The 21,478-nt window shown below is 52.1% G+C and carries 15 protein-coding genes; 10 read left to right on the top strand and 5 right to left on the bottom strand.

From position 1 onward, the window contains the following. Window positions 1-256 precede the first annotated feature (256 nt). From H6F46_RS16365 to H6F46_RS16350, 4 genes are all read left to right on the top strand, one after another. On the top strand, window positions 257-490 hold the full coding sequence (locus tag H6F46_RS16365; RefSeq protein WP_190355833.1) for a Calvin cycle protein CP12: 234 nt from the start codon (window positions 257-259) through the stop codon (window positions 488-490). A 258-nt stretch (window positions 491-748) separates the two neighbouring features. Beyond that, window positions 749-1,486: an orotidine-5'-phosphate decarboxylase gene (gene pyrF, locus H6F46_RS16360; RefSeq protein ID WP_190355834.1), complete on the top strand. Its 738-nt coding sequence runs from the start codon at window positions 749-751 to the stop codon at window positions 1,484-1,486. A gap of 194 nt (window positions 1,487-1,680) precedes the next feature. Further along, a complete protein-coding gene (locus H6F46_RS16355; protein WP_099532613.1) occupies window positions 1,681-1,962 on the top strand; it encodes a DUF4090 family protein in 282 nt (93 codons plus the stop codon). Further along, window positions 1,937-3,046, top strand: coding sequence for a pentapeptide repeat-containing protein (locus H6F46_RS16350; protein WP_190355796.1), 1,110 nt, complete (start codon window positions 1,937-1,939; stop codon window positions 3,044-3,046). The genes H6F46_RS16355 and H6F46_RS16350 overlap by 26 nt, the downstream gene beginning before the upstream one ends. A 201-nt stretch (window positions 3,047-3,247) precedes the next feature. On the opposite strand, the gene H6F46_RS16345 is transcribed toward H6F46_RS16350, so the two are convergent. Continuing rightward, window positions 3,248-3,469, bottom strand: a complete 222-nt coding sequence (locus tag H6F46_RS16345) for a hypothetical protein (RefSeq protein ID WP_099532610.1) — start codon at window positions 3,467-3,469, stop codon at window positions 3,248-3,250. 200 nt (window positions 3,470-3,669) lie between these two features. Continuing rightward, the gene (locus H6F46_RS16340; RefSeq protein ID WP_099532608.1) at window positions 3,670-4,077 is read right to left on the bottom strand and encodes a hypothetical protein; all 408 of its coding nucleotides are present in this window, start codon (window positions 4,075-4,077) and stop codon (window positions 3,670-3,672) included. Between the two features lie 174 nt (window positions 4,078-4,251). Here H6F46_RS16340 and H6F46_RS16335 point away from each other — a divergent pair, with 174 nt between their 5' ends. Next, complete coding sequence (locus H6F46_RS16335) at window positions 4,252-5,331, top strand: DUF1565 domain-containing protein (RefSeq protein ID WP_190355797.1); 1,080 nt, start codon at window positions 4,252-4,254, stop codon at window positions 5,329-5,331. Continuing rightward, window positions 5,328-5,990, top strand: coding sequence for an Npun_F5749 family FMN-dependent PPOX-type flavoprotein (locus H6F46_RS16330; protein ID WP_190355798.1), 663 nt, complete (start codon window positions 5,328-5,330; stop codon window positions 5,988-5,990). The genes H6F46_RS16335 and H6F46_RS16330 overlap by 4 nt, the downstream gene beginning before the upstream one ends. A 16-nt stretch (window positions 5,991-6,006) precedes the next feature. On the opposite strand, the gene H6F46_RS16325 is transcribed toward H6F46_RS16330, so the two are convergent. After that, window positions 6,007-8,265, bottom strand: a complete 2,259-nt coding sequence (locus H6F46_RS16325) for a pentapeptide repeat-containing protein (RefSeq protein ID WP_190355799.1) — start codon at window positions 8,263-8,265, stop codon at window positions 6,007-6,009. Window positions 8,266-8,650: 385 nt separating this feature from the next. On the opposite strand from H6F46_RS16325, the gene H6F46_RS16320 reads away from it, so the two are divergent. The 4 genes from H6F46_RS16320 to ureG all read left to right on the top strand — a co-directional run bounded on the left by H6F46_RS16320 (window position 8,651) and on the right by ureG (window position 17,774). Then, complete coding sequence (locus H6F46_RS16320) at window positions 8,651-9,046, top strand: hypothetical protein (RefSeq protein ID WP_190355800.1); 396 nt, start codon at window positions 8,651-8,653, stop codon at window positions 9,044-9,046. A 137-nt stretch (window positions 9,047-9,183) separates the two neighbouring features. Next, on the top strand, window positions 9,184-11,289 hold the full coding sequence (locus H6F46_RS16315; protein WP_190355801.1) for an FAD-dependent oxidoreductase: 2,106 nt from the start codon (window positions 9,184-9,186) through the stop codon (window positions 11,287-11,289). A gap of 359 nt (window positions 11,290-11,648) precedes the next feature. Beyond that, window positions 11,649-17,039 (top strand): ATP-binding sensor histidine kinase, encoded by a 5,391-nt coding sequence (locus tag H6F46_RS16310; protein WP_190355802.1) that lies wholly within the window; start codon window positions 11,649-11,651, stop codon window positions 17,037-17,039. A 114-nt stretch (window positions 17,040-17,153) separates the two neighbouring features. Then, a complete protein-coding gene (ureG, locus tag H6F46_RS16305; RefSeq protein WP_190355803.1) occupies window positions 17,154-17,774 on the top strand; it encodes an urease accessory protein UreG in 621 nt (206 codons plus the stop codon). A gap of 89 nt (window positions 17,775-17,863) precedes the next feature. Here ureG and H6F46_RS16300 read toward each other — a convergent pair whose 3' ends face one another. Further along, a complete protein-coding gene (locus H6F46_RS16300; RefSeq protein WP_190355804.1) occupies window positions 17,864-19,858 on the bottom strand; it encodes an MASE1 domain-containing protein in 1,995 nt (664 codons plus the stop codon). A gap of 670 nt (window positions 19,859-20,528) precedes the next feature. Next, window positions 20,529-21,200 carry a Fe2+-dependent dioxygenase gene (locus H6F46_RS16295; protein WP_190355805.1) on the bottom strand — a complete coding sequence of 224 codons (672 nt, stop codon included), beginning with the start codon at window positions 21,198-21,200 and terminating at the stop codon, window positions 20,529-20,531. Between the last annotated feature and the right edge of the window lie 278 nt (window positions 21,201-21,478).

Below are 21,478 nucleotides of genomic sequence, written 5' to 3'. Positions count from 1 at the left end.
GTCCTCTACACCCTTGAGGCTTGGCCACCGAATCTGCGCTGCGCTTGCTGTGCAGGCTTAATGCTCGGTTGTGCTGGCTGATGGGCCCCTGTTGCAACAAACCTAACCCTTGGCATTTCGCCAAGACTCGATCGAGTCGTTCCAACAACGACACCAGAGCCGATCGAAACTTTCTGGCAAACTCGCGGCGCGATCGCGAAGATTTTTGCCAAACTATTCGGACGGACTCGGCTTTTATTGGGAGGGCCATCGTCAAGTGTCTGACAACACCAACATCCACGAACAAATCGAAGAAGAACGGCAGGCTGCCCGCGAAGCGTGCAGTGTGAATGGAGTTCATTCGCCTGAATGTGCGGCTGCTTGGGATGCACTGGAAGAACTGCAAGCCGAAGCATCGCACCAAAAAGAAGGGCATCCTGAAAAGAATTCCTTTGAAAAGTATTGCGATGACAACCCAGATGCGGCTGAATGCCGTCTCTACGACGACTAAGCCATAGTGCTTCTCGGTCATCTAGCAAAAGTTTGGCAGCCGAACCCCCATTCAAAATCCCAAGACTGATCACCTGAAGATTCATGATTTGGGGCGTTCGGCCACTGGCGAATCACTCACATGAGTGCTGATTTCTGACTCAGCTTGCGGGCTGGCGCTCAGGCGTTGGTTTTTTCGCTCTCGTTTGAAATCTGGCCCCAGGGCCGCAGCAACAGGATGCGCAGTCAAAGCGTTATCCTGTTTTTGCTTTTTGGGCCCATGGGGCCGATCGAGGACAAAACCGTGAGTGGCGATCGAGTAATTGTGGCGCTGGATGTGTCTACCTATGAGGCGGCGATCGCTTGGGTCGATCGCTTGCCGGAGGTGTCGTTCTGGAAAGTGGGTTTGGAGCTGTTCATCAGCGCGGGCCCTGCGATCGTGCAGGAACTGAAGCAGCGACAAAAGCGGATTTTCCTGGATCTGAAGCTCCATGACATTCCCAACACCATGGCTGGGGCGGCCCGGGCCGTGGGGCGTTATGGCGTGGATTTGTTGACGGTGCATGGGGCGGCCGGGTTGACGGCCTTGGAGGCAGCCCAAGCGGCGGCGATCGCAGGGGCCACCGAAGCGGGCGTTACGCCGCCCCAACTGATTGCCGTCACCTTGCTCACCAGCATTGGCCCCGATCGCTTGGCGGCCGATTTGCAGGTGTCTGCGAGCGTGGCTGACTACACCGCCCATTTGGCGCAATTGGCGAAAACGGCTGGCTTGGCGGGGGCCGTTTGCTCTCCCCAGGAGGCAGCCACCTTGCGATCGCACTGTGGCGCGGATTTTCTGTTGGTTTGTCCTGGGGTGCGGCCGGCTTGGGCCGCATCCGGTGATCAACAACGCACCCTCACGCCTGCCGAGGCCTTCGCGGCCGGAGCCAGTTATTTGGTGGTGGGCCGACCTGTGACGGCGGCGGCGGATCCGGTGGCAGCTTGGGAGCGATTGGTGGCCGAGGTCGCCAGCAGCTAGACCCGATGCAATTTCGCCCAAGGAGGGTGAGCGGTTCGATCGCGGTTGATGTCATCCTATTGCTATTGCGTTTTTTGCAATTGCCCTTTGCGATGGCCCTTTGCGATTGCACTCTGTGATGGCGGTGGCGATCGCACTTATCGGCCACGGCATTTTCATTCCCCAAGATTCAACCAAAAGGATTTAGTCAAACCATGGCGCAAACGACCGGAGCAGACGCGATCGATGTGGCGATCGAGCAGGGGATTGACTTTGACGGAACGCCGATCCCGGCCGCGCGTCTGGAACTCTATCGCAAGGTGATGGCCATTGAAGCCCAGCGCCAACGCAGCGGCGTGACCAACACCATGCGATCGCGAATTGTGCGGATTGGGGCTAAGCACTTTGCCCAAGCGGAATTAAATCAAATGTTGCTGGATGCTGACCTGACCCCGCTCAAGGAGAAGGAAATTGCGTTTTACTACGGCGGCAAATAGCCTCGGGCGATCGGGCCTGATTTTTGGGGTGATCGGTCTAGGTTTGGGCTTGGGGGCCCAGCCCTTGGCGGCGGCCCCCAGCAACCAGCTCACCCCCCTGCAACGGTTGCAAACCACCCGTGCCTGCGTTGAGTGCGACCTGTCTGGGGTTGATCTGAGCGGCTTGGACTTGCGGGGCGTTGACTTACAGCGGGCCACACTGACGGCAGCGGTTTTGAACGGGGCTAACCTGCGCGGGGCCCGGCTCGATGGCATTGCCGGCCAAGAAGCCCAGTTTCGGGATGCGGATTTGAGCGGGGCCACCCTGACCGATGCGCGGATGCGTGGGGCCAAGTTCCAGCGGGCTAACCTCACGGAAGCGGTGTTGGACAAGGCCCGCCTGCGAGAAGCGAACTTTCGAGGGGCCACCCTGACCCGCGCCAGTTTGGTGCAGAGCCTGTTGGTGGCCAGTCGCTTGAAGGAAGCGAACTTGCAGGGAGCTGATCTGCGGTTTGCCCAGTTGGATGGGGCAGATTTGTCCGATGCTCAGTTGCGATCGAGCAAATTGGTGCGATCGAGCCTGACGGGAGCCACCCTGCTAGGGGCAAACCTGGTGATGGCTAATTTTGAAGGGGCCAATCTCTCCCAAGCCAAGCTGGGCGGCGCGGACGGGTTTCAAGCCAACTTCGCCAATGCTCTGTTGTTGGGGGCGGGCCTGCGGCAAACCAACTTGGAAGAAGCCAACCTCAGCAGTGTGAAGGCAGCGGGGGCGCGGTTTTTGGAAACGAACCTCCGCAGCGCGATCGCCACGGGAGCTGACTTCACCCAAGCTGACCTCAGCAAGGCAAATCTTCAGCGGGCGGGTCTCAGCTTGGCGGTGTTTCGGCAAGCGCGCCTGATTGGCACGAATCTGCAACAGGCCAAGATGGGCGGGGCCGTGATGCAAGGGGCTGTGCTCACCGATGCCCGATTCGATCGCGCCTACCTGGTTCAGGCGGACTTGCGAAGCATCGTGACCCGCAACACCAATTTCACCGGAGCCGCCTTAGACGGGGCCGTGACCCGTGGGGCTGACCTGTCTGGGGCGATCGGCTGGGTGCAATAGTGCCATAGGCCATTGATCAACCTGTTCGATCAACCCGCTAGCCGATTGATCGAACGGGGCGATCGAGCGGGTCAATTTCCATGGGCGATCGCGTTGACTGGGCGATCGCCTCGATCAGTCAATGGTTGGTTTAAGGGGCGAATGTCTGGATCATCCAATCGCGAGATCACAGATCATTTTGATTGATCTGACCCCAATTATTCATTCATTGGGTTTTTGGTCGCGGGGAAAGCCACCAATCAGGCCGCTTTCAATCATCAACCCCACACCGGCATTAATCACCGCTAGGGCGATCGTGCCCCACCAAAACCAAGAATCGCCGTTAATGCGGCGCGTTACCGCTTCCCCAAATAAACAAAGACCCAAGGGAAACAGCAAGACACCCGCTTGGGCTTTGATGTACCAAGTCCACTTTTTACTCATCGGTTTGTTTTGCGCTTTTGTGCTTTTTGTTTGTACTTTTTTGATGGAGCTTGTGCTCTTTGGTTCGGTGCGCGGGAATCTGATTAGAGCAAATCTTGTTAAAGCAAATCTTGATCGATGGGGGGATTGAAATCAAGACCCGCAGAATTTTGGCCGCAATCAATCGGGCGATCGAATCGATCGGGCGGCCTAAATTCAAGCTATTGATTCTTCATCTTGATCTGTTCTGCCGACAGACCATAATTCGATTCAATGTCGATCGCGGCGGAACCTCCCTTCACCATCAGGCTAAACATCGATCCCATTTGCAGCCAAATGAAAATCGCCGTGGGAACCACCACCAACAGGCTCACCCCATAGGCCAACAGGGTGAAAAATCCCAGAACCTTCAAGCTTTCGCCCATGCACAAAAAGGTGAACACCGCCAAACCCAAGTAGGCGATGCGCATTTGGGGCTTTTTATATTCCACGGTGGGCTGGGTGCGGCGGTTTTCATACCAGCGGTTCACCTGAAATTCCAGCATGTTCTTAAAAATTTGCCCAAAGGCCAGGGCAAAGAACAGGGTAACCAGAACGAATTGCGTGCTGTGGGGATTGCTGTAAATCATGGTTTGCAGGGCAGGGTTTGAAGGGCCGTTAAATCGAGCGATCGAGGCGAGATTTTGTAACGGAATTGCAACAAAGTTGGTGTTGCCATCCTACCGCATCCGCTGGGCTGACCGGCTCGATCGCCCCGCAATTCAGCTTAAAATGCAGCCTAGTTTTGATCAGAGCGTGATCTCATGGGTCTGCCACTGCGCCATTTTTCCCGTTGCTGGTCGGGTCGGGCTGTTCGGGCGATCGGGCTGGGGCTGTTGGTCGGGGCGATCGGGACATTAGGCGGGCCGTTTCAGCCGCCTGCCCGTTCCGGCGTGGTGTTAACGGTGGATCCCCAAGGTAATGATGCGGCCGCTCGATCGGGCCGCGGCAGCTTCCGCACCATCACCAGCGCCCTTGACCATGCCAGTCAATACAGCAATGGGGTCACCATTCGTCTGGCTCCGGGCCGCTACAGTGCGGAATTAGGCGAGCAGTTTCCCCTGCGTGTGCCCGATGGGGTGACCCTCAGCGGCGATCTGGACGGCCAGGGCCAAGCGGTGGTCATTCAAGGGGCCGGCGGCTTCAGCAGTCGCAGTTTTTCTCAACAGGCCGTGGCGATCGCCCTGACGGGGAGCGGGTCGGTGTTGGGGGTCACGGTCAGCAATCCTGTGCCACGTGGTACGGGCATTTGGGTGGAAAGCGACGGAGCCACGCCCGTGATTGCCAACAACCGCCTTTTGAACAACCATCGCGACGGCATTTTTGTGACGGGGCGGGCCCAACCGCAAATTCTGCGAAATTGGTTCCAAAACAACGGCGGTAATGGCCTGTCCATCACCCGTGATGCGGGGGGAATTGTGCGCGAAAACCGGTTTCAGGCAACGGGGTTTGGCCTAGCGATCGGGGGCAATGCCAGCCCGGTGATTCAAGATAATCAAATTACCCAAAACCGAGATGGGGTGGTGATTTCTAATCAGGCCCAACCGCTGCTGCGCCGTAACCAAATTGAAGGCAACAGTAACGATGGGTTGGTGATGATTGATCGCGCACAGCCGGATTTGGGCACGGCCTTCAGCCCCGGCGAGAATCGCATTCTGAATAATGGTCGCTATGCAATCTATAACGCCACTAAGGGAACGACGGTTTCGGCGGTGGGCAATGAGTTAGATCGATCGCGGGTGATGGGATCGGTGCTGCTGTCTTGGGGTGGCTTAGGGGGATCGCAATTGATCGCCCCAGGATTCCGCCCGATCGCCCCTATCCTCTCGTTGCAACGGCTATGATCCCAGCTTCAGATTCCCAACCCTCAGATTCCGAAATCTCAAACTCCCAACCCTCAAACTCCCCAACGCCCCCATCCCCTGATTTGGCCCCTTGGCGATCGCCCTTGTCGCGAGCCTTGCACCGCAACCGATCGCTGATCTATGCCCGCTATTTGCAGTTGGCCACGGTGCGCCCTGATGGCAGTCCCGCGAACCGAACGGTGGTCTTTCGGGGATTTCGCGATCGCACGGATTGGCTCACGGTGATCACGGACAGCCGCAGCGAAAAGATACCGCAATTGGCTACGAATCCCCGCGCGGAAGCCTGTTGGTACTTTCCCAAAACGCGCGAGCAATTTCGGATTGCCGGAACCTTGCGGGCGGTGCTGGCCACCACGCCCGACCCCACAGAACAGGCCGAGCGATCGCGCCTGTGGCAAAACCTTTCGGATGCGGCCCGATTGCAATTTGCTTGGCCCAGTCCTCGGGGCGATCGCACGGTTGACCCGGCCGCCTTTGCGCCGCCGCCGCCGAATCCGATCGCGCCGCTGGAGACCTTTGTGCTGTTGTGGCTCATCCCTGAGCGGGTGGATTGGCTGGAGCTGAAGGGGGAGCCGCAAAATCGCACCGGGTTCGATCGCACCCCCGACGGTTGGCAAACCCAAGCCCTCAACCCCTAGAACGATGGTTGCCAATCTATTGGGGACATTGGGGGTGAATGGCCCCTTGGGTGCAGAGATAGGCTAACTGGCGAGGATCCAGATTTTTGGCTTGGCTGAAGTCCGCCCCCTTCACCAGGGCGGAGGGTTTTTCGCTGTCGGTGCGCCCCACAAACCCGCCGGCCGGGGCTGCGTTGGCTGGGGCAAAGATCGCGCCTTTCAGGTTCGCTCCCTCAAACAGGGCCCCGCGTAAATCGGCCTGGGAAAAATCAGTGCCTTGTAATTGGGCACTTTGCAGTTGTGCCCCCTGCAGGTTGGCTCCAATCAGACGGGTGGCGCTCAGGTCGGCGTTCCGCAAGTTAGCCCGGTTTAAATCAGCGGTGGACAAATCGCCCCCGCGCCAACTGGCTTCGGTGAGATCGGCTTGGGCCAAGCTGGCTCCCACGGCCCGGGCTTGACCCAATTTGGCTCCATGCAGACTGGCTTGGTTTAGCTTGGCATCCCCGAGATCGGCCCCCGTGAGGCTGGCTCCATCCAGGTTGGCCGCTTCCAGGTTGGCCCCCAGCAGTTTGGCTTGGCTGAGGTTGGCTCCAATCAGGCGCGCACTGGTGAGATTGGTTCCATTCAGGGCGGCCCCAACCAGGCTGGTGCGCTCCAGTTGACCAGTAATTAAGGATGCGCTGGTCAGGTCGGCTCCGCGCAGGTCGGCTCCGGAGAGGTCGGTGAGGGCATCGTCAAAGGTGTTCCAGCGGCCGTCGGGCCCGGCCGATCGAAAAACGGAACCGCGTAGGTTGGCTCCGGTGAGCACGGCACTGCGGAGTTTTAGCCCCGAAAGATCAGCCCGATCGAGCACCAGGGAAAATTGAGCATTAGGTGAATTGGACTGGCCCAAATCCACGCGGCTGAGGTCGATCGACCCGTCAGCACCCGATCGCAACCGCAGCAATTTGGCGATCGCCCGTTGGGTGGCTCGCAACCGCAGGGCGGCCCGGGTGGCCTCTCCGGTGTTGGGCCCCGCCGCCAAACTATCCGCATCGGTCTTGAGGGTTTGGTTTAACCGTTGCAGATAGGGCAAGGCGGCAGGCCCGGCGCTGGTGATCGATTGTTGCAGGGCTTCGATGAGCTGTGGAGATTCCTCTTGACCCAACAAATTCAGCAACAGCACAATTTCCGGGCTTGGATCCTGCACGGCCCCCAGGGCCAGCACGGAACCCCGCCGCTGGTCAGGGGCATTTTGGCTATATTTAGCCACCAAATCCAGTAGCAGTTCCTGCTTCTGGGCTTGGGCCGCCCGTCGATCGGCCTGATCTTGGACATAGATTTGCGTAGCGGCAAAGGTTCCCAACACCAGCACCAGACCGAGCGATCCCACCACCACAATCGCCGTGCCGGGGTTTTGGCGCACCCAAGCCCACAGCCCCCGGGCCCCGATCGGGGAAAGAATCAAATTTGTGGTTTCCGGGCCGTTGGGATGATTCAGCGTCAGCCGCGCTGCCGATCGCTCCGTGAGCGAACCACTGCCTGATTGACCATTGACCAGGATCGATCGGCCCATGGTGGCCGGTTCGATCGGCCCCGGCTCCATGGCCGCCATCCCCGGCTCCACCCAGCCTTCCGGGTCTCGCAAATCCACAACCCGCGTCTTGGCCAGGCGATCGCGCCAGGGCCGCCGCTGAGGATCCAACAGCGCTGCTCCTGACTCCACCGCCAGCCCCACCACCGCCAAACCCAGCAAAATCGATAAATCCGGATAGGCTCCGCTGGCCCGCCACACGCCATAGGCCGTTCCCAGCGGCAGCCCCCAACGGCCCACCCCTTCCCGCAACAACACCCGCCCCAAACCGGGAGCGCGTCCCTGCTCATCTGTTAATTGCAGACCAAACCAGGCCTTCGGCGAAGTTTTGCCCGTGGTGGCCAGCAAAAAAAGTTGTAAGCCGCCCAGCGCCATCGGCAACACCAACGCCCCAGACCAAAAGAGATTTGTCATCGGAGCCACGGCCGTGGGGCGCAAGTGTGGCGGGATGGCAAAGGTTTTAGCGGCCGCGTCCTCAACGCTGGCCAGCACCGGATTCAGAGGAACGGGCGGCCCCTCCAAGGCCGTGCGTGCCGCCTGCCCGATCGCAAAGGGCAAGCCGCCGCTGGCCGCAATCAGCGCCACTTCCACCGCCCAAGCCCCCATTCGCCGCCACAGAAGCGATCGCCGGTTGGGGCGATCGGGCCCTTCCGGGGCGAAGGTGGAGCCAAAGTCGGGATTAAAGTCGGGATTGTCGTTCGGAGCAGTGGGCGGGCTAACCATGCGGCGATTCCTGATGACGGCCAAGGTCATGGGGAGGACAAAACCAGACTACTCGAATCGCAGGCGAGGCACAGCCCTTCCTGGGGCCGCATCAGGCTTTGGGCGCTGCCAGCCTGGAACGTAGCTTTGGGCGCAACCCATGACCAAAATTGGGCCTACCCATCATGCCACAACCCCATTGGTACTCAAGTAACTCAAGGGTTGAAAGGCTGGCCCTCAGGTCAATGAAGATTTCAGTGCGCAAGATCCCAGGTCAAGTCCTCAAACTGCCGTTAATGAAGGCTTTTGCACCTCAAGCGGCTGACCGAGGGCCAAGGGATCGGTGAAGTGCTGGCGGGTGAAATGTGACTGTTCACCTTGCTTTCCGCTCGGGACTGGTTGCCCAATGGCGGTCTTGGGAATTGATCGCCCAATTTCACCGATTTTTGCTGCTTTACGAGTTCAGGGGCCTTTTTTCACTGTTGTTCGATCGGGCAGGGCGATCGAACAACAGATCAATGATCCAACGTTAACCCGTATTTTTTGTAGTTCTCAATACAAAAAGATCCGTAAATTTACAGAAATTGCCTATTTAATAATCCAAGGTAAAAATCTAGTTGAATTCAATCACCTTTTAAATTCACATTTAATGAAAAAGGATTTGAATGACCGTTTCAGACCACTCCAGCTTGAAGCGAACTGTCTTGAATCATCGACTATTTTTTCATTAATTACCCCTTATCCTCTCTTGCGATCTCCGGAAAGAGAAAGCACTATAGATTTAATGGACAACAGTCCATAGATGGGAAACATTCGGGATCGTAGCCCAAGTGAAGTTTGGCATGATTATGTATCGGATTGGGAACAATCCTAAACAGGGGAATCCAAATCAAACCAAGCAAACTTGTTGGCTCTTAGGCATCTTAAGGAAGCTTTAGCATGGTGAAAGTTGTCATTCTCGGTGGTGGTATTGCTGGAATGAGCGCCGCCCACGAGTTAGTTGAGCGGGGCTTTGCCGTTGAAGTGTATGAACTCAAAAGTATTGCGGGTGGAAAGGCGCGCAGCATCAAAGTGCCAGACAGCGCCGCTCCAGGCAAACAGCCCCTGCCGGGTGAGCATGGGTTTCGCTTCTTTCCCAGCTTTTATCGGCATGTGACCGATACCATGAAGCGCATTCCTTACCAGCCTCCTCAGGGTGGAAAAGTGCGCAGGGTTTTTGACAATTTGGTAGACACAACTCGACTAGCATTGGCCCAATATGAGGACCACAAAAACCTCATTATCCTGCCCGATCGCTTTCCCCAAAGCCTAGGAGACCTGATCCTCATTTTTCAGGCTTTGCTGCAAGGGGCAACCGCTGACCTCTTACCGGGTGAATTGGAGTTCTTTGCGGAGCGAGTTTTCCAACTCCTAACCTCCTGCCCAGAACGCCGCCTGGGAGAATACGAAAAAATTGGTTGGTGGGATTATTTGGATGCCCAAAACAAGTCGATCGCCTATCAAAATTTACTGGCCCGCGGCCTGACCACTTCGCTGGTGGCTTCCCGGGCTGAATTGGCCAGCACCAAGACCATGGGCGATATCTTCTTGCAGCTTTTGTTGGGCATTGTAGATCCCAGCAACAGCAGCGCCGATCGCGTCTTGAATGGCCCGACCAACGACGTTTGGATTGATCCCTGGCTAAAATACCTCAAGGCCCGGGGTGTGGACTATCATTTTTCCAGCCGCCTGCGTTCCATCCAAACGGAACGGGATGCCCAAGGCAACACCAAAATTTCGGGGGCGATCGTCACTGACCTAGAAACCAAGGTCGATCGCTTTGTCACGGGTGATGTTTACATTGCTGCCTTGCCCGCAGAAATTATCGCTGGACTGATCTCCGATGACCTGATCCAAGGCGACCCCACCTTCGCCAACCTCAAGCGCCTGGGAACCAGCACCGCCTGGATGAACGGCATTCAGTACTATCTCAACCGAGATGTGCCCGTCACCCATGGTCACGTGCTGTATGTGGATTCCCCTTGGGCCTTAACGTCCATTTCCCAAACCAAGTTTTGGCCAGAGTTTCCCGTTGAACAATTTGGCGATGGGCAAGTTCGGGGCATCATCTCCGCCATCCCCTCCAACTGGGGTTACTTCATCAACCCAAACACCGATGAAGTGGGCGCAATTAACGGTACGTTGGGGCTGAAAATTCCCAAACCAGCCCAAATTTGCAACCCTGAGGAGATTAAGGAAGAAGTGTGGGAGCAAATGAAGCGCTCCTTGAAGGAAAAGGGGAAACCACTCCTGAAAGATGAGGATCTTCATAGCTGGTTTTTGGATCCCGATATCGTTCACAACTGCTGTGACTTAGCAACCGATCCTGAAAAACTCGATGAAGTCCTGAATGGTGCATTACCTGACTTCTTCAAGGATCTATTTTTGTGGATTCATCACCAGAACCGCGAAGTTAACTTGGAGGAGATTGCTGAATATCTCAATGTAGATCAAAGCCAAGCCCGGTTGGCGGTGAATGCGCTAGTGGCGAAGGGATTTGTGGGGCCGATTCCGCTGCCGGTTCCTAACGAGAAACTGCACCTGGAGTCCTCGCCGCTATCCCAGCGCTTTCATGAACGATTGGGACGAGAAAGGCTGCTCTACAAGAGCCGCATTGGTGACCCTAACGCCAACGTCAACGGCGAACCCTTGTTGGTTAACTTGGTGAACACCTGGGTGCTGCGTCCGGAAGCCCATACCAAGATTCCCAACTTTTTCTTGGCCTCAGACTATGTGCGCACCAACACGGACTTGGCAACCATGGAAGGAGCCAATGAAGCAGCGCGCCGGGCCGTGAACGCCATCATTGACGCTTATCAAGTCAAGGCTCCCTATTGCAAAATTTGGGAATTAAAGGAGCCAATTGTGTTTGCAGTTCGCCGTTGGTCAGACTACTTACGCTACAAGCGGGGACTGCCTTGGAATGGAAAAGTTTCGCCCTGGTATTTGCGGCTATTCTTTCCCTTTATTGCCCTATGGCAATTAATAAATCGTTGGTTTAGCTAGCGTTTGCCTGCGATGGAGTCGTCGTCGATCACGATTTGATGTTAATATTACTTTACTAATGTCTAATCGTGATCGATGTCATAACATCTAATTTGAACATTGATTACCAATCTAAATTCGACACAGCCAATCGCTTCAGTGGGCAGGTCTTTAGTTGGTAAATCAAGATCGATTGATTTTGAGAATAAGAGCGAAAATTTAGTAAAAGCATGACAATTTAGCAAAATCAAGCAATAATTACAAATTCATGTGAATCTAGGTTCAGGGTTGACTTACAGCCTTCAAGATTGATTATATTTCGATTCTGTTCCTGCCCTGATTCTGTTTCTGTTTGTAAGTTACGCTGCCACTAAATTGCTATGGACGTGTTTGCTCAGTATCAAATTTCGAAAGTTCTTTCAACAACCGAGCGGACAATTGTCTATCGGGCATTGAAACAACCAGAGCAGAAGCCAGTCATCTTAAAAACGGTGGCTTCTGATTATCCCAATCGGGCTGATTTGGCTAAGCTTCAACATGAATATGAAGTGCTCAGAGATTTAAATCTAGAAGGGGTTGTGGAAACCTATGGACTTGATGAAATCCAGGGCAAACCCTTTTTAGTGCTTGAGGATTTTGGAGGGTGTGACTTGATCTCTTGTCTCCAAAATCAGTCGCTTTCACTGGATGATATTCTATGGATTGGTTGCCAGTTGGCAGCAATTTTAGGACGGCTGCATAACTGCCAGATTATTCACAAGGATATTAAGCCACATAATCTAATCTTTGAACCTAAGGTTCGGCAATTAAAGCTAACAGACTTTTCGATCGCCTCTCGCCTTTCCAAGGAACACCCGATCCTCAGTAGTCCCAATCTTTTAGAAGGAACGTTGCTCTATGTGTCGCCAGAGCAAACGGGACGCATGAACCGCACGGTGGACTATCGAACCGATTTTTATTCTTTGGGTGTCACGCTCTATGAGTTATTAACGGGCCAGCTTCCTTTCCAATCCAGCGATCCCATGGAATTGGTACATTGCCATATTGCAAAGTCACCCATTCCGCCTCACTACCTCAATGCCCAAATTCCGCCTCAAGTGTCAGCAGTGATTTTGAAGCTGATGGCCAAAACGGCAGAAGAACGCTACCAAAGTGCCTATGGCATTCAGCGGGATTTGGAGGAATGCCTGAGCCAGTGGCAACGGTCTGGTTCGATCGCCCCGTTTCCTCTGGCGGAGCGCGATCAATGTGGCACGTTCAGCATTCCCCAAAAGCTCTATGGGCGGGAAATGGAAGTGCAACAGCTTTTGGATGTGTTCGATCGCGTCAGCGCGGGAAATACGGAAATGGTGCTGGTGGCGGGCTATTCCGGCATCGGCAAATCGGCTTTGGTGAATGAGGTGCATAAGCCGATCGCCCGTCAGCGTGGGTACTTCATCAGTGGCAAGTTTGACCAATTTCAACGTAATATTCCCTACGCTTCGCCTATTCAAGCATTTCGTGAATTGGCGCGACAGTTACTGACCGAAACGGAGGAGCAAATTGCCGTTTGGCGCGCAAAATTGACCGCCGCTTTGGGCAACAATGGATCAATCATTACCGATGTGATTCCCGAACTGGAATCGATCGTTGGTCCTCAGACCCCAGCGCCAGAATTGCCTCCTTCCGAAGCCCAAAATCGCTTCAACTTGGTTTTTCGCACCTTCATTCATGTGTTCTGCCAGGTCGATCGACCGTTGGTCATTTTTCTAGACGATTTGCAATGGGCTGATGCGGCTTCTTTGCAACTTATTGAACAATTAATGACTGATCCCGATGGGCAATACCTGTTGATGTTGGGAGCCTATCGGGACAATGAAGTGGACTCTACGCACCCCCTGTTACGGATGCTAGGCACGATCGAAGCGGAGGGAGCCAAACTGCAAACCATTACCCTCAAGCCCCTGACGCTAGATCATGTGTTGACTTTGGTGGGAGACACCTTACACCGACCACCGGAAACTGTGGAACCCATTGCCCAATTGCTGGTGCAAAAAACCCAAGGAAATCCATTTTTCTTAACGCAGTTGTTTAAATACCTCTATGTTGAAGGGGTCATTTGGTTTGAATCGGGGACGGGGCAATGGGAATGGAGTTTTCAGCATTTGCCGCCCATTGAAATCACAGAAAATGTGATTAGTTTGATGGTTCATGAAATCCAAAAGTTGGATGTTTCTGTGCAACGAGCGCTGCAATTAGCCGCTTGCATTGGCAACCAATTTGATTTGGATATGTTAGCCATTGTTCATGAAAAATCTACAGCGGAAACTTCTACAGATTTATGGCAAGCTCTGCAAGCAGGATTGGTTATTCCTCTGAATGCGGCTTACAAAATTCCGCAGGTGCTGGAAGATTGCAAAACAGTCACGATCACCTACAAGTTTTTGCACGATCGTGTACAGCAAGCGGCCTATTCTCTAATTCCTAATGATGAAAAGCAACTCATCCATTTAACCGTGGGCCGCCTGTTGCTCAACAGCATTGAACCCGATCGGCTAGATGATTGTCTGTTTGATGTGGTGAATGCGATGAATGTGGGTTCTGCCCTCATTACGGATGCCCAAGAACAGCTACTCTTGGCGCGGCTGAATGATCGAGCAGGCAGTAAGGCTAAGGCAGCGGCGGCCTACAATTCTGCCCAAGAATACTTCGCGATGGGTCGTCAATTACTGCCGGAAAATGCCTGGGATACGGACTATGAATTAAGCCTCAGTCTCTACACCGAAAGTGTGGAAGTTGAATATTTATTAACTCGATTTGAAGAAGCACAAATTCTTTCGGAAATTGCCTTAAAGCGCTCGCGCTCGCTGCTCGATCGCACGAAAATCTATGAGCTAAAAATTCAGTTTCTGATCGCTGAAAACCAGATGCACAGCGCGATCGAAACAGCTTTGCCTGTTTTGGAACTGCTAGGCTATCCCCTGGTGATTGATCCGCAATTGTTGCAACTAAATCAGCCGCTGCCGGAGTTGGATCAGTTGGCAGATTACCCAGAAATGAGCGATCGGGCTGCCTTGGCTGCCCTCGAAATTCTGATCATCATCACGGGCCCCTCTTACCAAGCAAGACCCGACTTGTTGCCCTTCATCGTCTTTCGGATGGTGAACATGTGCCTAGAGCTGGGCCATTCAGCCCTCGCCGCCTACGCCTATGGCATGTATGGATTGTTGTTGTGTGGTCCCTTAAATCAAATTGAATTGGGCTATCGATCGGGACAAATTTCTTTGCAAATTTTGGAGCAATATCCCTCGGATGCTCTGAAATGCAAAATCCACATGCTTTTCAATTCCTTCGTGGTTCATTGGAAAGAACCCCATCAAAATACGATTCAATTCCTTGAGCGCACAGTGCAAATGGGAATGGAAACGGGTGATGTGGTTTATGCCACCTACTGCGCCATGTGGTCTTGTGGCTACATGATGTTGGTGGGAACGCCCTTGGCAGAAGTGGCCCGAGAGCAACAACTGTATATCGAATTGCTCCAGAAAATTAAACAGGATCATGGCTTATATCCAGCCATGACTTGGCGACAACTCACGGAAGCCTTGGAGTCGCCAGAAACACCCACTTCTCAACTGGAAGGCCGCTATATTAATCGCCAATTGGTTTCAGAAATTCAAGCTTCTGAAAACCAAATGCTGCTCTTCTTTATCTATTTTGCAGAAACCATTCTGGCCTATGTCATGAATGACTGGGAAGCAGCAAAAACCAAGGCGAATTTGGCTGACCAGTACCAAGCAGCAGCCACCGCTTCGATGTTGTCTGGTGGCTTCACATTTTATGCCGCATTGGTTTATCTCAAAACCACTCAACCCAGTGACTTGGCTGCTCTAAATGAAGAAGAACAAGATCGGCCTTCCACCTTAGAACTTTTGACGGCAAAGTTGGAAAATTGGGCACATCACGCACCAGAAAACTATCAAAGTAAATATGAATTGGTGCTGGCAGAAACGGCCCGTTGGCAAGGGGAAATTCTGCGCGCCATGGACTATTATGATCGCGCCATCAACACAGCCCAAGCCCATAGTCGCTGGCCTGAAGTGGCGATCGCGGCCGAGCGTGCCGCTGAGCTGTATCACGACTCTGGGCGCGACAAAATTGCTAAGCAATATTGGCTGGATGCGGCTCATGCTTACGATCGCTGGGGAGCCAAAGCCAAAGTTGCCGCGCTCCAGGCCAAATCGCTGCCCTTACAAAATCTGTCGCCACGGCGGCCGCCCACCTTGCCGCCCACGGGCACTCAGCATTCCACCCATCCCCACACAACCGCCAGCACGGTGCTGGATATTAACACCGTGATTAAAGCGGCCCAAGCCCTTTCGGGGGAAATTGTCTTGTCGCAATTGTTAACCCAACTAACGCGACTAACCCTTGAAAATGCGGGGGCCCAAACGGGCTATTTGCTCCTCAAAGATCCCCAACAAAACAATCGGCTAACCGTGGTGGCCACTAGCCACGTGGAAGGGCAAACGGCCGTAGATGTTCCCCTAAACTGCCCCTTATCTCCAAGTCTATCTTTGCCGGTTTCCCTGATTCAATACGTGCAACGAACTCAAGAATCAGTGGTGTTGGGAAATGCCATGGCTGAAGGATTATTTACCAATGATCCTTACATTGCAAACCAGCAAATTCAATCGGTGATTTGTATGCCCATTACTCAACAAGGACAGTTAATGGGCGTTCTTTATTTGGAGAATAATTTGGCGATCGATGCATTCACGCCCGATCGCCTGGAAGTGTTGCAAATTTTGATGGCGCAGGCGGCGATCTCCATTGAAAACGCGCGCCTCTACCGAAACTTGGAAGACTACAGCAACAATCTGGAAAAGAAAGTGGCCGCTCGCACTCAGGAGCTAACCGAAAGAAACCAGCAGTTGAAGATTACGCTCCAAGAACTGCAACAAACCCAAGCGCAACTGATTCAAGCGGAAAAAATGTCGAGCTTGGGGCAAATGGTGGCCGGTATTGCCCATGAGATTAATAACCCTATTAGCTTCATTATGGGTAATATTACTCATGCTCGGTCTTACTTTTTAGACCTCCTGGATCTGTTGGCGCTCCATGAGCAGCATTCCTCTGAAATTCATCCAATTGTTCAAGCAAGAATGCAAGAAATGGAGTTGGATTTTCTGAAAGAAGATCTGAACAATTTGTTTCACTCCATGCAAAATGGGGTCGATCGGGTGCGGCAAATTGTCCTCGGACTGCGAAATTTCTCGCGTTTGGATGAATCGGATCAAAAACAAGTAGACCTGCATGAAGGAATTGACAACACGCTGCTGATTTTGCAGCACCGATTACAGGTGCAAAGCCAACAGCCAGCAATCAGCGTGTTAAAAAACTATGGCGAAATTCCGTTGGTGAATTGCTACGCCAGTATGGTGAATCAGGTCTTTTTGAATATTTTGACCAACGCGATCGATGCCTTGCGATCACCCGCCGGTTTTGCCTTGCAGCCCATGCCCGAAATTTCCATTGAAACTCGCAAAGTTAGCGATCGGACTGTGCAAATTTCTATCACCGATAACGGCCCAGGCATGGAAGACAGTGTGCGCCAAAAAATCTTTGATCCCTTCTTCACCACAAAGCCGGTGGGCGAAGGCAAAGGATTGGGCCTATCGGTGAGTTACCAAATCATTACTCAACAACACCACGGACAACTATCTTGTCAGTCTGCCCCCCAACAGGGAGCAACATTAACGATTGAATTACCCATTGATGGCCCCGCTTAAGTGGTTGGAGATCTTGTCAAACCCAATGAGCCTTTGCCAGAATTTCTTCAATTGAATGAGCTGGCTATGCGTCCATCTCATGAGTTCATTTGAGTTCATTGATTAACCATTACCATGACCAGTCAATTACGAATCGGGGTGGCCGGACCAGTGGGTTCTGGAAAAACAGCCCTGGTGGATGCTTTGTGTAAAAAATTGCGCGATCAATATAGTCTGGCGGTGGTGACCAATGATATCTACACCCAGGAAGATGCTCAGTTTTTAGTTCGGAGTGCTGCTCTTTCCCCCGATCGAATCGTGGGTGTGGAAACCGGCGGTTGCCCCCACACGGCCATCCGAGAAGATGCTTCCATTAATCTGGTGGCGATCGAGCAATTAGAGGCTAAATTTGCGCAGAGCGATCGCCCCATTCAAATCACCTTTGTTGAAAGTGGGGGAGATAACTTGGCCGCCACTTTCAGCCCGGAGTTAGTTGATTTAACGATTTACGTGATTGATGTGGCAGCCGGTGACAAAATTCCTCGCAAAGGGGGGCCAGGGATCACTAAATCTGATCTCTTGGTGATTAATAAAATCGATTTGGCTCCCCATGTGGGTGCTGACTTAGCGGTCATGGAACGGGATGCCCAGAAAATGCGAGGCGATCGCCCTTTTCTGTTCAGCAATCTGAAAACGGGCCATGGGTTGCCAGAAATTATTGGCTTTATTGAACAGCAATTGCCCCCAGTTTCCTAGGGAATGTTTGAACAACCAAAGTCCATCAAGAGCCTATCAATTGCCTGATTTTACTTCACGATGAATCAGCAGGTTAATGCGTGGGTTCCTTATGAATCAATGGGCAAACGAATCAAAAACTCAGTTCCCTGATTGAGTTGGGATTGCACATCGATCGACCCGCCATGTTTGGTCACCACAATTTCTTGGGCGATCGATAGGCCAATTCCTGTGCCTTGGTTCACTCCCTTGGTCGTAAAGAGGTGATCAAAAACCCGAGCGATCGTTGCCTCATCCATTCCCTTAGCATTGTCAGCAATGCCAATCACAATCTGATTCGTTTCTAACTTTGTGGTTACGGTAATTTGATAGGAGCGGGCTGGTAAATTTTCAAGGCTCTGCTCCATGGCGGACTCGTCGATCGCGTCAATGGCATTAGCCAAAATATTCATAAATACCTGATTTAGTTGTCCTGGAAAGCAGTAGATTTCAGGCAATTTCTCATAATTACGAATCACCCGGATTTCAGAGCGATGATTCGTAGCCTTCAGGCGATATTTTAAGATTAGAATCGTGCTGTCCAGATTCTCTGTCAGTTGGGCACTGACTTTTTGATCGGTGTCCGATCGCGTGAATGCTCGCAAACTTTTACTAATTCCAGTCACACGCCCTGTGGCATTGTGCATGGATTCAAACAATTTAGGAAAATCTTCCTCTAAAAACTCTAAATCAATATCCTCAGCATGTTCCACAATATCCCTTCCAGGTTCAGGATATTGCTTCTGGTAAAGCCGAATATGTTCCAACAAATAGTTGGCATATTCTTCAGCGTTTTCAATGCTGCCATTCAAGAAGCCGATCGGGTTGTTAATTTCATGGGCAACCCCAGCAATTAAACTTCCTAATGCAGACATTTTCTCACTTTGAACCATTTGAGCCTGAGTGAACTTCAACTCCTCAAGAGTTCGCTCTAGGGTTCGATTTTGCTGAATTAACGTTCTGGCCTGATGCTCCAAAACATGATTGGCAACCTTTAAATCTGCGAATGCTCGATCTAGCTTCACCTTAGCAGTGTTTTGCTCAGCCAAAGTTGCCGTCAAAATTAACGATGTAAAAACTACCACCACGATAAAAGACTGTAAACCTATCAACGACTGATTCAGGTGAGGGCTGGCAAAACTGCCCAACCCGCGCACCGTGCCCAAAATGGCCATCAAAGAAATCAAGAAAGCTGTGAGATTAGCTCCCAAATCTCCAAAACGGAAAACAGCCCAAATTAATAAGGGAATCAAAACATAGGCGATGGATTGTCCATTCCAAAAAGCAGAAAAACTGATCAAAAAAACACTTAAACATAAAAACAGAAATTCAATTTCTTTGCTTGGAATCACCTTGATTCCTAATCGTGATAAAACACCTTGAAAAGAATGTGGATTCACAATTTTGCGATTTAAGACATGAAAAATAAGCTGTGATAGGTTGCGACAACTCAGTTGGTTCAGTTTTAGGTAGCGATATCCGCTCAAAATGAGTGGTGTCAAAATAAAAATACCGGCAACGTTGGAAATCCACCAGGTTAACCAAGTGCTAGGAGCATGTTCAAAAAAATCGATTTTCCCAGCAGCAGCTAACATGCCTACGCCCATTGTTGCGTTGACAACGGGGCCCAGCAATCCTGCGTAAACCAAAAATCGAATGGTGTCAGAAACTTGGCTAAATGGATATCGACTGCGGGTTGACTGTTTAAATAAATAGGTTCCTAATTGAGTGCCCGCAGTAGTTCCGGCGGCAATGCCCAGTACGGCTACGGTAGATAACAGCAGGGTGATCAGATTGCGATCGCCCCAAAAGGCTTGAATATTAGCCCCTAAGGATCCTAAAAAAACGCCGGGAAGCACGCCTCTGCCACAGAGCAGGACAATACCAACGGCAAATCCATCCGGTGGCCAAACTGGGGTGACTGAGTTTGGCGTGGAAGCGACGGCCCGGGACAGCTCTGCCAGGGCATCGTAAACCAAGGCGGTTGCCAAGATTGACCCGAAGTGAAACTTTTGCAGCCACGCTAGGGATTTGCGAGCTGTGATGACGTTGATGATCTGTTCCATAGATTTCCAGTGGACGATCGAGCTATTGAGTATTACGTCGATCAATGAAAAAGTCGTGAAAATATTCAGCAAATTTGTGGAAATCCAGACAAATTAGGGCTTGCTCCCATTAATTACCCTAAATACAAGCCTTTTGGTAGTCTAAACTTCAGACAAATCCCAATCAGTAAATTTTTAGAGGTGGTTGAGTAATTGTTAGGGCTTTTAAAATATTTGTATGAGGTTCAAGTCTCTATTAATCAATCATCTTTTGTTGGTTAATAAGATTCTTAAATTTTAATTTCGCGTTGTTATTTATACAAATAAATCAATTTCAGCTCCTTTTGATTATTTTGGATTGTTGCTTCATGAATCCTTTGAATTGCAATTTGATGCTATGAAATAGATGGCAGGTGAGAAGAATTTGATCGATTTGGTGACTTAAATGGCATTCAACGAATAAGATATCGAGCGTGATTTTTTAAATTTAAAAAATTATTAATTGTACGATTCGTTTAAACTTCTACACAAAAATCAACGTAAACCTATGTGACCTCAACGGAATTTCAACATTTCAGCGCCCGATCGATCAAGTCAGCCCCTGGAATCGATCGAGCCAGGCCGGCCCCTGGGCGCTTTGTACGGAATCCATTCACGGCGCTGGGTCTGATTAGTGTTTGCCTCGCTGTGGCTAGAGTTCTCCCCATTTCCGAAGCAGGTTGGCATGGGTTTTGGCAATGAGGTCAAACTCGGGCGTTTTGCCGGTTTTGGCAAATAGCGATTGGCGGGCGGTGTCCAGGTCAAAGAGCAGCTCTCGCTCGGCGGGATCTTTAACAAGACTTTGGATCCAAGTGACGGCCACCAGCCGCATGCCTTGGGCGATCGCCTCCACGCGGTGCAGGGTGGAGGAGGGATAGAGCACCATGGCTCCGGCTGCGAGCTTGAAGGTTTCTTCGCCATTGGTGGTTTCAATCACCAATTCGCCACCGCCGTAGGTTTCGGGCGATCGCAAAAACAGGGTGAGAGACAAGTCCGATCGAATCCTGGGATCACTGCCCATGAAAGCGTTGTCCACGTGGCTGCCGTAGGCCATGCCCGCTTCGTAGCGACTGAACAAAATCGGGCCGATCGCCTTGGGTAGCGCTGCCATTTGAAACAACGGATTGCGCCATAGGGCCTGTTGCACCAACGTTCGCAAGGGGCCAAAGGCGGGGTCTGTGCTGGCCAGTTGGGTGTTGTGCTTCACGAGCTTGGCGTGCCAGCCAGCGGTGGCCTGGCCGTCAATAAATGTTGCGCCTGCCAGTTGTGCCTCAATGGTGGCCAGTTCCGCCGCGCTCAGCACATTAGCAATAGAAATAATCATTAGTCTTTTTAATTGCAGATCTTTTTCTTAGAAAAATTACTACAGTTTGGCAGTAAACGGCTGAAGTCCCTGGAGCAGGGTGAACTCCAAAAATGCTCAGCTTCAAGAAATACAAGCATTTTCCCGATCGCGGCTGCTCTAGTCTGGTTCCAGGAAGCGGGACAAGCACCTGTTATACTCTTGCAAGTAATTCGCAATTTTTGATCTCCGCTCCAATTTCTGGAGGGGCCAATCGGCGCGCCCAAGCACCCTCTGCCCAGCAATCGTTGCCCCTGGCG

The sequence above is a fragment of the Limnothrix sp. FACHB-1083 genome, assembly GCF_014696485.1.
Taxonomy (GTDB): domain Bacteria; phylum Cyanobacteriota; class Cyanobacteriia; order CACIAM-69d; family CACIAM-69d; genus CACIAM-69d.
The sequence above is the reverse complement of the archived record's forward strand: the minus strand, read 5'-3'. Positions and strand labels throughout refer to the sequence as shown.